The sequence below is a fragment of the Nonomuraea sp. AD125B genome, from assembly GCF_041402765.1.
GTDB lineage: Bacteria > Actinomycetota > Actinomycetes > Streptosporangiales > Streptosporangiaceae > Nonomuraea > Nonomuraea bangladeshensis.
The window spans coordinates 22,092-34,781 of sequence record NZ_JBGLOU010000028.1 but is presented as its reverse complement, the minus strand read 5'-3'; the positions used below and the strand labels follow the sequence as shown (position 1 = coordinate 34,781).

The window sequence follows — 12,690 nt, the reverse complement described above, 5'->3', positions numbered from 1 at the left end:
CGGTGTGTGTTGTGCCGGAACACAAACGCCCGGTCCCGGAACGTCCGGACCACAAGATCACCGTCGAGGACCTCCTCCGCTCGCCCGCCCTGCAGCTCCGGCTGCTGGCCGGCGAGGCGGGGCTGTCCCGGTCGGTGTCCTGGGCACACGTCAGCGAGCTCGACGACCCGACGCCCTGGCTGCTCGGCGCCGAGGTCATCCTGACGACCGGGCTCGGCCTGCCCCGCTCGGCCGCCCGGCAGCGCGCCTACCTGCGCCGCCTCGACGACGCCGGCGTCTCCGCCCTTGCTCTGTCCGCCGGGCTCCACGTGCCGCCGCTGCATCCGGCCTTCTTCGAGGCGGCCGAGGAGCGGGGCATCCCGGTGCTGGAGGTGCCGCTGGCGGTGCCGTTCATCGCGATCTCGCAGGAGGTGGCGGCGGCGCTGCAGGAGGACGCGAACCACCGCCTGGGCGCGCAGCTCCAGGTCTTCGGCGCTTTGCGCTGGCTCGCCGCCGAGGACCTCGACACCGCGACCCTCTTCAAACGCCTCGAACGGTTGTCCGGCTACGACGTCCACCTGTGCACGCCGCAGGGCCGGCCGCTGCTCAAGGGGGTGCCGGTGCCGCCCAGCCTGGACGTCCTGCCCGCCGAGCCTGACGCGCCGCCCACCATCCCCGGCGGCTTCGCCCTGCCGGTCTCCGCCCCGGGCGGACCCGCCGGTTTCCTCGTCGCCTTCGAACGCGAGGGCGCCCGCCCGGCCGGGCTCGCCGTCGTCCAGCACATCGCCACGGTGGCGGCGCTGCAGGTGGCGATGGCCCGCAACGAACGCGAGACGCTCCGCCGCGAGGGCGCCGAGACGCTGGCCGAGCTGCTCCAGGACGTGCTGGACCCGCCGGCCGCCCGCCGCCGCCTGACCCGCCTCGGCCTCGACGCCGACCTGGTCCTGCTGGTCGTCCGCGACGCACCCGACGACGCACTGCGCCGCGCCCTGGACGAGCTGCCCCATCTGATGCTGCGCCGGGGCGAGGACCACTATGTGCTGGGGCCGCCCGCGGCCGGCCCCGCCGTCGCCACCGTCCCGGACGCCCGCGCCGGGGCGAGCCGCCCGTTCCCGGCCGGCGCGTCACTGCGCCTGCCGCACCGCGAGGCCGTCTGGGCCGCCTCGCACGCCGCCGAATCCGGCAAGCCCCTGGTCCACTACGGCGAGGACACCACGGGGCGCTGGCTCCCCGACGACCCGGCGACCCTGCGCGCCCTGGTGGACCACGTGCTCAGCGAGGTGGTGGCCTACGACGCCGCCCACGACTCGCGGCTGCTGGCGACCGTACGGGTGTGGATGGAGCACAACCGGCACACGGACGACGCCGCCGCGGCCCTGCACATCCACCCCAACACGCTGTCCTACCGGCTGCGCCGCTTCGCCGCGCTCACCGGCCGCGACCTCTCGTCAAGCGGCGCCTTCGCCGAGGTCTGGCTCGCCCTCCGCGCCGCCCGCCAACTCGGCCTCTTCGGCTAGGACACGCGGGTCAGTCAAAGAGGTCCTCCGCTGACTCGATGGTGAGCGCCCGCAGCACCCAGGCGTCGAGGGTGTCCTCGTCGGTGCAGGCGAGGATCTGCCCCCGCATCTTGTCGGGCACCGGAATTCCGCGTCCCTGAAGAATCAGGATGATGGCATTCGCCTCGCCCTCGGCCTTCCCCTCGACCTTCCCCTCGGCCTTCCCCTCGAGCTTCCCCCTGGCGAACAGGCTCTCGGCGTACTCGCCCATGTACGGATACGTCATCGCCTTCATCCTTTTTTCCCACTCTTTCTGTGCGTCACCTTCCAGTGACACAGTGATGTAGCGAGCGTACCGCTCGGCGATTTTCGGATCGAGGTCGTCCAGTGCCTTCTCGACTGCGGAGATGACGGCGTTGAAGCGGGGATCCTCGCTCTGGATGACGGCGGACATGACCGCCAGCCCGATGTTCTCCCTGGCGCGCTCGACGTCCGTGATGATGGGCGTGTTGCCCGAGTGGACGACCAGGGGCGTCAGTTCGAGGCCGGGATGCCCGGTCTCGATGACCCGCAGCGCCCATCGCGCGACGTTGCGCTTGGGGCAGATGACGATTAAGCACACCGGGCATTTCTCGCGGGAGCGGAAGTTCGCGATGTACTCCAGCCAGGAGTAGGGCTTCTCCTTGTCGGGGGCGCGCTGCGTCTCGACGATGATGCCGAACTTGTCCTCCCCGTCTCCGTAGAGCAGGGCGCCGTCGGCGCGGCACACCGCCGGGTCGGCCTCCGAGAGGTCGGGCGAGGCGAGGCGGCCCTCGCCCGACTTCGGGATGGGCAGGTCGAACAGCGCGAGCAGCATATGTCGGGTGTGATCCGGATCGAAGGTCGCGACCTTGGTCAGACCTTCGTGTTGCGACGTGACCATGCCGCGAACATTACTACGCGCGTTCGATTCATTACTCAGAGTTTGCGGAACTGGATGGTGGCGATCTCCCAGGGCTTCAGGGGGAGGCGGAGCTCGCCGCCGGTCACCGGCAGGGAGCCTCCGGGGCGGCCGCGGAGGTCGGCGTGGCGGGCCTCGGTGAGGCCGCCCGCGACGACCGCCTCGGTGGCGTCCGGGGTGAGGGCGACGACGCGCAGCTCGTGCCAGTCGTCGCGCATCCGCAGCGACGTCATGGTCACGCCTTCGCCCGTCACCGACAGCCCGTACGCCGCCGCAGGCAGCGGCAGTGACGGGTCGCCGGCGCCCGCGACGGTGACCAGGTCGTGGCGGAAGACCTCGGCGGCGGGCGGCGCCTGCCGCCAGGACGCGCACGGCATCAGGGCGAGGTTGACCGAGCGCAGCCCGCGCGACTGCGCGGCCGGGGTCGGGAGCTGGGGGCCTGCGGGCTCGGGGCGGAGGGCGTTGCGGTTGCGCGAGAGGTAGCCGACCGAGCGGAGCAGGGTCAGGGCGAGCTCGCCGTCGCCGGTCAGCTCGTACTCGGTGACGTGCTCCAGCAGCACGGCGGCGCCGCCCGCGGCCACCCAGGAGGAGGCGGGGAAGGTGGGCAGCGGGGTCTCGCCGCAGCCGGCCTCGGCGGTCAGGCCGCGGGTGACGACCGCGAACTGGCCCTCGGCGTGGGACTCCGTGGCCGGCTCCGGCAGGGGCACGTGGAAGCGGACGCGGTGGTCGTCGCAGCGGTTGTCGAAGTCGAGCCGGAGCCGGACGAAGGGCTCGCCGGAGCGGAGCTCGACCCGGGTGGTGACGACGGTCCGCTCCGTGCGGGTGGTCCGCGACCTGGCCGGGAGCTCGGGGGTCTCGGCGATGCCGTCGCCGGCGGCCGGCCACTCGTACGTCCTCCGCACCTCCACCACCGCCACCAGCGGCCCCGAGTGGATGAGCTCGGTCTCGACCGCGACCGGCTCGGAGACGAGCAGGTCGTGGGCGGGCGGCGCGTAGTTGTAGGTGTCGCCGACGTCGCCGCCGTCCACGATGCGGCCCGCGCCCGTGATGGTGGTGCCGTCCGCGCCGACGAGCGTGAGCGTGCCGTCGGCGGCGAAGGTGACGCGGACCAGCCCGTTGTCGAGGAAGTCCTCGTCGGCGCGCGCCGGGAGGGGGCTGACGTCGGAGGCGAGCCAGCACGCCGGGTCGTGGGTGGCGGTCTCGTCGTCCTCCGTGGGAGCGGGCGCGGTGAACAGCTGGGCGTGCGGCACCGTGCGCACGCTGGTGTGGCCGAGCGGCGGGACCTGGACCTGGGCGGCGACCGTGCGGCGGGTCTCGGCGACGATGCGGACGCGGGTGACGCCGTCGAGGGCGTCGCGCAGCTCGGCGACGTCGAAGGCGAGCGTGGTGGTGCGGGCCACGGTGAAGGTGAGCACGCCGTCCTCGACGGACCAGCCGGTGATGTGCTGGCCGTACAGCTCGGTGCCGTGGACGAAGGTGAGGGCCGTGGCGGGGTCCATCTCCTCGTCGAGCAGCAGCGTGGGGGCGTACTCCAGGGGCTGGACCGGGACGACCGCGCCGGAGGGGTCCACCAGGGGGTCGAGGCCGGCGACGTCCAGGAGCACGACGCCGGTGCGGGCGGCGGGGGTGGGGTTGACCACGAGGATGCCCTCCGCCGGCACGGTGGCGGCGAGGCGGGCGGTCACCATGTCGCGTACGGCCTGGCCGAGGTGTTCGGCCTCGGCGATGCGGGCGGCCACCTGCTGGGCGGTCTCGTCCACGCCGCAGCCGGTCACCGAGTCGTGGCCGCTGGCGTCCACGAGCCGCCACCAGGCCATGTCGAGGAAGCGGCCGGGCCACTCGCCGCCCCAGAGCGCGGCGAACGGCTCGGCGTAGCGCTCGACCATGCGCTCGGCGCGGCCCATGGCCTGCTTGATGTGGGGGCGGATGGAGATGACGCCGGGCAGGATGTTGGCGCGGGCGTGGGAGCGGAGCTCGCCGGGCACGGCGGGCAGGCCCGTCACGTCGCCGGAGTACGCCCCGACATAGCCGGACAGGGTGTCCATGCGGGCCCCGATCGCGGCCACCATCTCGGGCAGGCCGCGCACCGGCGCAGAGTGGTCGGTGCCGTACATCGCCAGCAGCGACCCCTCGGGCCCGTGCCAGCGCCGCATGGTGGTGACGAACGTCGCCGCCCGCTCGGCCAGCCCGTCGGGGTCGTGGAACAGGTGGGCGCCGTTGCCGTAGCCGCCGGCCGGGAGGTACTGGGTGCGGATGGCGGTGCCGTCGGGGGCGACCCAGGCGAAGGCGTCGGTGGTGACGGCGGACGGCACGCCCCGGTAGACGCACGCGTGCAGCAGCCCGGCCTTACGCAGGATCTGCGGCATCTGGGCGGTGTGCCCGAACATGTCGGGCAGGTAGCCCACCGGCATCGCGCCGCCCAGCTTGTCGGCCCGGTCCATGCCGAGTTCGAGGTTGCGGACGATGTTCTCGCCCGAGCACAGGAACTCGTCCAGCAGGATCTGCCACGGCCCGATCGCCAGCCGTCCCGACTCGACGAGGGCGGCGATCCTGTCGCGGTTCTCCGGCCGCACCTCCAGGTAGTCGTCCACGCAGGCGAGCTGGCCGTCGAGGGTGAAGTGGTAGCCGGGCTCGCGCTCCATCGTGTCGAGCACCTCGTCCAGCAGCGCCACCAGGCGCAGCCGGAAACGCTGGAACGGCTCGTACCACTCGCGATCCCAGTGGGTGTGCGGGACGACGACGATCTCCGTAGGCACGATCTCCGCGCTCACGCGGCCTCTCCTCCGATCGGCAGACCATGCTGCTCGGCGTAACGCGCGGCGATGCGCTGCGCGGTGACGATGTCCTCCAGCGCGCCGCCGGCGTCGGTGAGCGGCGGCTTGCCATCGCTGACGAAGGCGTGGAAGGCGGCGAGCTGCACCTCGAACGCCTCGGTGACGTCGCGGTACTCGTTGCGGCTCTCGGCCCCCGACACGACGGTGAGCGTGGTGGGGGCGTTCATCAGGTAGGGCGCGGGGAAGACCAGCTCCAGCGTGCCGGTGTCGTGGTGGATGGCCACCGTCTCCCGGTAGGCGGGGTAGTCCTCCAGGTAGTGCCAGCGGATGGAGAAACGCCCCCGTACGGGCAGCGCGCCGGAGATCTCCACCGAGCCGGGCGCGGGCCCCCAGGTCTCGACGTGCGAGATCTCGGCCGGCGAGCCGGTGAACCTGCGCAGCAGCGACAGGTCGTGGCAGATCGAGCCGAGGGAGATGCCGTACAGGCTGCGCACCGGCTCGGACTCGCCCACCGCGCGGATCGTCAGCTCGCGCTCGGCGGCCCGCAGCGAGTCGAGGAGCCCGGCGTCCACGTCGCGGGCCTGGGTGAGGTTGGCGAAGGCGAGCTGCGACTCCCCGCTCGGGTGCAGCACGGTCACCTCGACGGCGCGGATCGCCGCGGGGCCGCCCAGCTCGGCCAGCAGTTCCTCGGCCCGGCGCACGGCGGGGTCGTACTGCTTCATGTAGCCGACCATGAGCCGCCCCTCGGGCAGCGCGGCCACCTCGGCGCGGGTGAGCGCGAGCGGCTTCTCGCACAGCACGGCGTAGCCGGCGGCGAGCGCGCGGCGCACGGTCTCGCCGTGGGAGCCCGAGGCGAGCACGAGCACGGCCTCGAAGCCGCCGGCGTCGAGCATGTCCTCCAGCGCGGTGTGGCGGCCGGGGGCGCCGAGCCGGTCGCCGACGGCGTCGGCCAGCGTGCGCGACAGGTCGCAGACGGCGGTCACCTCGAACAGGTCGCGGCGCCTGGACAGCAGCGGCACGTACACCGCCTGCGTGACGGCGCCGCATCCGATGAGCGCGATTCTCACAGTCCCAGTTCCTTCAGCTTGCGGCGGTTGGCGGCCTGGTCGGCGATGTTCTGCTCGACGGTGCGCCGGCCCGGCAGGGTGTCCTGCTCGATGACGACCCAGCCCGAGTAGCCGATCTCGGTCAGCGTGCGCACGACGCCGGGCAGGTCGAGCTCGCCCTCGCCGAGCGGCGCGAAGCCGCCGCGGCCCATGAGCTCGCGCAGGTCGACGCCGTCGGCGAGGGCGGCGGCCAGGATCTTGGTGTCGCCGTCCTTGATGTGCACGTGACCGACCCGGCCGGCCCAGGCGCGCAGCGCGGTCACGGGGTCGCCGCCGGCCAGCAGCAGGTGGCCGGTGTCCAGGCAGAGCTGGACGTCGGTCAGCTCCAGCAGCCGCTCGACGTCGTCGGGCGTCTCGACGTAGGTGCCGAGGTGGTGGTGGAAGACGGGTTCGAGGCCGCGCTCGCGGCAGCGGTCGGTGGCCTCCTGGACGCGGGCGGCGTAGGCCGGCCACTGCCCCGCCGCGAGCCCTGGAACGCTCCCGCCGGGCCGCGCGAACCGCTCCGCCGAGCCCGAGCAGGCCAGCGTGGGCCGGGGCGCGAAGCCGTCGGGCGCGGGGGGCGCGGCGGCGAAGACGTCCAGCGCGGCCTCCAGCGCGGGCAGTTGCCGCGCGTACGCCTCGGCGTCGCCGTAACGCAGGTCGACCCAGCCGCCCGCGAGCAGCATCCCGTTGCCGGCGAGCCGGTCGGCCAGCTCGGAGCCGGTGCCCAGGTAGCCGATCGGGCCCGAGTCGATGCCTTCGTACCCGGCCTCGGCCAGCGCCTGGACCATGGTGTCCGGCCCGAGCGGCGGCGGCGCGTCGCTCAGCTCGAACACCCCGAAGCTCACCGGCGCGTTCGCGACCTTGACTAGTGACACAGCCCCATCACCTCGTTCTCGTACGTCTCCAGCCGGTGCGGCCCGTCCATGCCGCGCACCAGCACCCGGTCACCGCGGATCACCTGACGCTCGCCGGAGGGCCGGACCAGGACCAGCCCGTCGGCGTCCAGCGCCAGCAGTTCGTCGCCCAGCCGCAGCAGCAGCGGCCCGTCAGGACCCGCGGAGATCGCCACGCGCCCGGCACGCACCCCGTCGAGCACGGTGCCGGGGTCCTCGGCCAGCACCCAGGTCGTGGGCTCGCCGGGCAGCCCGTCGGAGCCGGGGCGGTGGAAGTCGCTGCCGCCGATGGCGATCACGTCGTCGCGCCAGGACTGCGCCCAGGCGATCGGGGCGCCCCAGCGGCGGTCCCACCAGCCCGAGTGCCACACCTCGGCGTGCCGGGTGCGCCGGTCGAGCGGCAGCAGCCAGGCGCAGTCGCCGCCGAGCGGGTGGTTGACCGACATGATGCCGCCGGCCCGTTCGGCGTGCTCGGCCCAGGAGTCGGCGGGCTCGCGGAAGTCGACCCAGCCGACGTCGCCGAAGACGTTGGCGTGGCCGCGGTCGGTGGTGACCTCCTGGCCGGGGATGAGCGTGATGCCGCGGCCGGCCTTGGCCAGCCAGGGGTGGTGGCTCACGGTGTTGTGGTCGGTGACGGCCAGGAAGTCGAGCCCGCGCCCGTGGGCCAGCTCGGCCAGCTCGGCGATGCTGAGCGCGCCGTCGCTGTGCACGGTGTGGGCGTGGAAGTCGCCGGCGTGCCACCGCAGGCCGTCCACGGCGGGGATGTCGCGCCGCGGCGGGCGCTCGCCGTGCGGCGGCTCCTCGGCGGCCGGCTCGGGCGGGACCGTGCCGGAGGTCTCGATCTCCAGGGTGAAGTCGAGGCCCTGCGGCGGGATGCGGTGCAGCCGCAGCCACACGTGCCAGGTGCCCGGCTCGGGCTCGCCGGGCAGGTAGCCGGGGGTGGCCCACGAGGGGGTGATCGTGTACGTGTCGCGCGCGCCGCCCGACCAGCCACGGAAGCCGCCGGGGGCGCCGCAGCCCAGGTCGAGCACGCCCTGCGCGCGGTCGTACGACAGCCGGACGGTGACGGCCGCGGTGCCGGGCGGGACCTCGAAGGGCACCTCGCGCAGGATCCGCTCCAGCCGATCGTCCAGACTCCAGTGGCCTCTCATGACACCAGCTCCCCGTCCCGGTAGACCAGCGCGCGGTCGCGCCGGGGCACGGCGTAGCCGTCGTCGCCGACGGCGGGCTCGCTGCCCTCGGGCACGACGGCCTGCACGATCACGTCGTTGACGTCGAGCGTCACCAGGTGGGAGGCGCCGAGGTTCTCCACGATGGCCACCTTCCCGCCCATTCCGCCCTCCGCGGGCTCGTCCGAGTAGGTCATGTACTCGGGGCGGACGCCGTACACGATCTTCTCTCCGTCGCTCAGCCGGCCCTCCGCCAGGGCGGGGACGGCCACCTTGCAGCCTGCCACCTCCAGCGTGTCACCTCGGACCAGCCCGTCGAGCAGGTTCATCGGAGTGGAGCCGATGAAACCGGCCACGAACGTGTTGGCCGGCCGCCGGAACACCTCGGCCGGCGTGCCGATCTGCCGGATGTGCCCCGCTTCCATGACGGCCATCCGGTCGGCCATGGCGAGCGCCTCGGCCTGGTCGTGGGTGACGAAGACGGTGGTGACGCCGAGCTCGCGCTGCAGCTTCTTCAGGAACGTACGCGCCTCCAGCCGCAGCCGGGCGTCCAGGTTGGACAGCGGCTCGTCGAACAGGAACGCCTGCGCCTGCGTGGCCATGACCCGCGCCAGCGCGACGCGCTGCTGCTGGCCGCCGGAGAGCTGGCCAGGCCGCCGGTCCATCAGGTGCTCCAGCCCGAGCCGCGCCCCGACCTCGGCGGCCTTGTCGCGGCGCGTGGCCTTGTCGACCTTCTTGATCCGCAGCGGGTAGGCGATGTTGTCGGTGACGTCCATGTGCGGGAACAGCGCGTAGTCCTGGAAGACCATGGCCACGTCGCGCCCGCCCGGCTGGGTGCCGGTGACGTCGCGCTCGCCGATCAGGACGGACCCGCCGGAGGCGGCCTCCAGCCCGGCGATCGTGCGCAGCAGCGTGGTCTTGCCGCAACCGGAGGGCCCGAGCAGCGCGAAGAACTCACCGTCGGGGATGACCAGGTCGAGCGCGTCGAGCGCTTTCACTCCGCCCGGGTAGACCTTCGTCAGCCCGCGTAGTTCGATGGCGGCCATTAGCGCTTGATCCCTCCGTGGAAGCGGAAGCCGTATTTCTTGCTGACGAACAGGTACATGAGCACCACGGGGACCGAGTAGAGCAGCCCGAACGTGGACAGCATGCGCAGGTTGGCCTGCCCGCCCTCGGTGTACAGCGTGTACGTGATCACCGCCGCCGGCTGCTTCTCCACGTCACTCAGCAGCAGGTACGGCATGAGGAAGTTCCCCCACACGTTGGCGATCGACCACACGGCGATGGTCGCCAGCCCCGGCCGTACCAAGGGGACGACCACGTGCCGCACGATCTGCAGCGGCGAGGCCCCGAAGACCCGGGCGGACTCCTCGTACGACTTCGGCGTGGAGTCCATGAAGTCCTTGAGCATGAAGATCGCCGCCGGCAGCAGCCCGCCGGTCAGGATGAGGATCAGCCCGAGCTGCGAGTCGATGAGGTTGAGCTCCACGGCGAGCTGGAACAGCGGCACCATGGCCGCGGTCCCGGTGATGATCGACGACAGCAGCAGCAGCGCGTACAGCAGCGCGTCGCGCCCCGGCAGCCGCACCCGGCTCAGCGCGTACGCCGCCAGCGCCGCCATCACCACGACCAGCAGCGCCGTCCCCACCGACAGCACCAGCGAGTTCCACAGCGACGGCAGCGCGTACGGATGCTCCAGGACCGCCTGGAAGTTCTCCCAGGTGAAGTCCGGCATCCGCACCTCGTAGGTGGGGTCGGAGGTGAACGGCGCGGTCACCAGCCACAGCAGCGGGATCGTGAAGAACGCCAGCAGCACCGCGATCAGCGTGTAGAAGCCGATCCGGCCGAGGACGAAGCGGGGCGTCATTTCTTGCTCCTCAGCAGCCGCAGGTAGAACACCGCCACGACCAGGTTGATGAGCAGGATGATCGTGGAGACCGCGGCCCCGTAGCCCAGCTCGCCGCTCTGCAGCGCGACCTTGTAGACGTGCACGGCCAGCACCTCGGACCGGCCGTCGGGTCCGCCCGCCGTGAGCAGGAACGGGCTGAAGTCGTTGAACGTCCACAGGCTGATCAGCAGCAGGTTCGTCAGGATGTGGCCGCGGATGTGCGGGAAGACCACGTCGCGGAGCTGCTGCCAGCCGGAGGCCCCGGCGAGGCGGGCGCTCTCCAGGTGCGAGGGCGGGACGTTGCCGAGGGCTGCGCCGTACAACATCATCGAGAACGCCGTGCCGCGCCAGGTGTTGAAGATGATGATCGACAACATCGGGTGGTCGAGCAGCCAGGCGAATCCGGGGATGCCGAGCAGCGCGTTGAGCGTGCCGCCGTCGCGGTCGAGCAGCGCCACCCACAGGAACGACACCACGGCGCTGGGCAGGATCCAGGCCAGGATGACCAGGCCCTCGACCAGCCGCTTGAGCGGCCCGCGCCGGTCGCGCAGCGCCCAGGCGATGGTGAAGCCGAGCACGACCTGGCCGATGACGGCCGAGCCGAGCACGAACTGCACGGTGAGCCAGGTGGAGTTCCAGAACGTCGGGTTGGCGACCGCGTCCAGGAAGTTGTCCAGCCCCACGAACTGCGGCTCGGCCGCCGCGGCGCCGGTCAGGCGGTAGTTGGTCAGCCCCAGGTAGAGCACCCAGAGCGCGGGGAAGACGAGGAACGCCGCGATCAGCAGGAGTGCGGGGGCCACGAAGGCCCCCGCGCGGAGCCGGCCGAGGCCCGCCGCGTCGGAGCTGTATCCGCCGCGGCGGCCTGACGGGTCGCCCTCGATGACCTCAGGAGGCGATATTGCCTGCGCCACCGACGATTCCTTCGAGCTTCTTCTGGTAGTCGGCCGCCGCCTGGTCGGGCGTGGTGCCGCCGACGACCGCGGCGGTGGCCTCCTGGAGCGCGACCGACACCTGCGGGTAGACCGCGACCGGCGGCCGGTAGGCCGTCAGCGGAAGCACCTTCTCCGAGATGAACGTCAGCAGCGGCTGCCCGGCCAGGATCTCCTTGTTGACGTCGGTGCGCGGGGTGATGCGCACGTTGCCGTCCTTGGTCTCCTCCTTCAGCGCCTCAGGGGAGAGCGTGAAGGCCAGCAGTTCGAAGGCTTCCTTCGGGTGCTTGCTGTTGGGGTTGACCGTGCGCAGCGCGCCGCCGGACATGCTGACGAAGTCCTGGCCGCGGATGCCCTTGCCGGGCTCGATGGCGGGGATCAGCGCGTAGCCGACGTTCTGGTCGCGGTCCTTCATGGGAGCGACGCCGGTGGCGGGGTTGACCACCCCGCGCCAGAAGTAGTCGCCCTCCATGAGGATGCCGACCTTGCCCTCGGCGAACTGCTGGAACGACTTGTCGCGGCCCTTGGCCTCCTGCTGGAGCTTGGGGTCGCCGAGGCCGCCGCCGTAGATCTTCTGGTAGAGGCCGAGCGCGTCCTTGAGCGGCTGCGCGGCGCCGGTCCACTTGCCGTCCTGCTCGACCTGGCCGCCCGCGCCGGCGAGCAGCGGCAGCACGCCCTGCATCGAGGTGGCCTCGCCCATCGCGGTGCCGGCGTTGATCTGGATCGGCACCGGCACGCCGGAGGACTTGAGCTTGGTGCCGGCGTCGAGGATCTCCTGCCAGCTCTTCGGCTGCCAGTCGGCGGGCAGGCCCGCCTTCTGGAACAGCGTCTTGTTGAAGTAGAGGACGCGGCCGTCAGTGCCGACCGGGAGGGCGTACTTCTTGCCCTCGTACGTAGCCAGCCCCTGCACCGACTCGGGGATCTGCGCCCAGCCGTCCCAGCTCTCGGCCTCGGGGCCCACCACGTCGGCCAGCGGCTTGATGTAGCCGGCCTGGGCGAACTCGCCGGCCCAGATGCCGTCGATGTCGATCACGTCCGCGCCCTTGCCCGACTTGAGGTCGAGGGAGAGCTTGGTCTTGTACTGCTCGTCGTCGACGCCGCTGGGGACGAACTTGACCTTGACGTCCTTCCCCTTGGCCTTCTGGGCGGCCTCGAACTTGGGGATCACCCAGTCGGCCACGAACTTCGCCGCCGCCGCGTTCTTGCCGCCGGCGATGGCGTTCTGGGCGATCGTCAACTCTATGGTGTCGCCGCTGCCGCCACCCGAGGACTGGCCGCAGGCGGCGAGCCCGAGGCCGGCCGCGGCTATGACCACAGCGAACTTCCGCATTGCCATGCAAACCCTCCGACACGTTCCTTGAGGAGGTGGGCCGAAAGCCAATATGTCATGACATGCAGATGACGTAAAGCTCTTGCCATGTTTCAGAGATATGTCGGCCTTCCTACCCTTGCATCCGGAAGCAGGGCTAGTAACGTGGCGGACATCTGTATGTCCTGACAATATGCCATAGTGTCGAAGGTAAGCTCCCCTTCA

The 12,690-nt window shown here is 71.9% G+C and carries 10 protein-coding genes; 1 reads left to right on the top strand and 9 read right to left on the bottom strand.

Features of this window, described 5'->3' with window-relative positions; genetic code table 11:
* Positions 1-11 precede the first annotated feature (11 nt).
* A complete protein-coding gene (locus ACBR40_RS44710) occupies positions 12-1,496 on the top strand; it encodes a PucR family transcriptional regulator (RefSeq protein WP_371252645.1) in 1,485 nt (494 codons plus the stop codon).
* Positions 1,497-1,506: 10 nt separating this feature from the next.
* On the opposite strand, the gene ACBR40_RS44705 is transcribed toward ACBR40_RS44710, so the two are convergent.
* The 9 genes from ACBR40_RS44705 to ACBR40_RS44665 are packed head-to-tail and all read right to left on the bottom strand — an operon-like array spanning position 1,507 to position 12,486.
* A complete protein-coding gene (locus ACBR40_RS44705) occupies positions 1,507-2,397 on the bottom strand; it encodes a hypothetical protein (RefSeq protein ID WP_371252644.1) in 891 nt (296 codons plus the stop codon).
* Positions 2,398-2,432: 35 nt separating this feature from the next.
* Complete coding sequence (locus tag ACBR40_RS44700; RefSeq protein ID WP_371252643.1) at positions 2,433-5,186, bottom strand: glycoside hydrolase family 38 C-terminal domain-containing protein; 2,754 nt, start codon at positions 5,184-5,186, stop codon at positions 2,433-2,435.
* Complete coding sequence (locus tag ACBR40_RS44695; protein WP_344219969.1) at positions 5,183-6,256, bottom strand: Gfo/Idh/MocA family oxidoreductase; 1,074 nt, start codon at positions 6,254-6,256, stop codon at positions 5,183-5,185. Before ACBR40_RS44695 ends, ACBR40_RS44700 begins: the two co-directional genes overlap by 4 nt.
* On the bottom strand, positions 6,253-7,152 hold the full coding sequence (locus tag ACBR40_RS44690; RefSeq protein WP_371252642.1) for a TIM barrel protein: 900 nt from the start codon (positions 7,150-7,152) through the stop codon (positions 6,253-6,255). Before ACBR40_RS44690 ends, ACBR40_RS44695 begins: the two co-directional genes overlap by 4 nt.
* Positions 7,143-8,321, bottom strand: coding sequence for a CehA/McbA family metallohydrolase (locus ACBR40_RS44685; protein ID WP_344219965.1), 1,179 nt, complete (start codon positions 8,319-8,321; stop codon positions 7,143-7,145). Before ACBR40_RS44685 ends, ACBR40_RS44690 begins: the two co-directional genes overlap by 10 nt.
* On the bottom strand, positions 8,318-9,385 hold the full coding sequence (locus ACBR40_RS44680; RefSeq protein ID WP_344219963.1) for an ABC transporter ATP-binding protein: 1,068 nt from the start codon (positions 9,383-9,385) through the stop codon (positions 8,318-8,320). The genes ACBR40_RS44685 and ACBR40_RS44680 overlap by 4 nt, the downstream gene beginning before the upstream one ends.
* Entirely contained in the window at positions 9,385-10,206 is an 822-nt protein-coding gene (locus ACBR40_RS44675; protein WP_091093518.1) for a carbohydrate ABC transporter permease, read from the bottom strand. Before ACBR40_RS44675 ends, ACBR40_RS44680 begins: the two co-directional genes overlap by 1 nt.
* Positions 10,203-11,138 carry a carbohydrate ABC transporter permease gene (locus tag ACBR40_RS44670; protein WP_371252641.1) on the bottom strand — a complete coding sequence of 312 codons (936 nt, stop codon included), beginning with the start codon at positions 11,136-11,138 and terminating at the stop codon, positions 10,203-10,205. The genes ACBR40_RS44675 and ACBR40_RS44670 overlap by 4 nt, the downstream gene beginning before the upstream one ends.
* On the bottom strand, positions 11,113-12,486 hold the full coding sequence (locus tag ACBR40_RS44665) for an extracellular solute-binding protein (RefSeq protein ID WP_344219958.1): 1,374 nt from the start codon (positions 12,484-12,486) through the stop codon (positions 11,113-11,115). Before ACBR40_RS44665 ends, ACBR40_RS44670 begins: the two co-directional genes overlap by 26 nt.
* Positions 12,487-12,690: the final 204 nt, after the last annotated feature.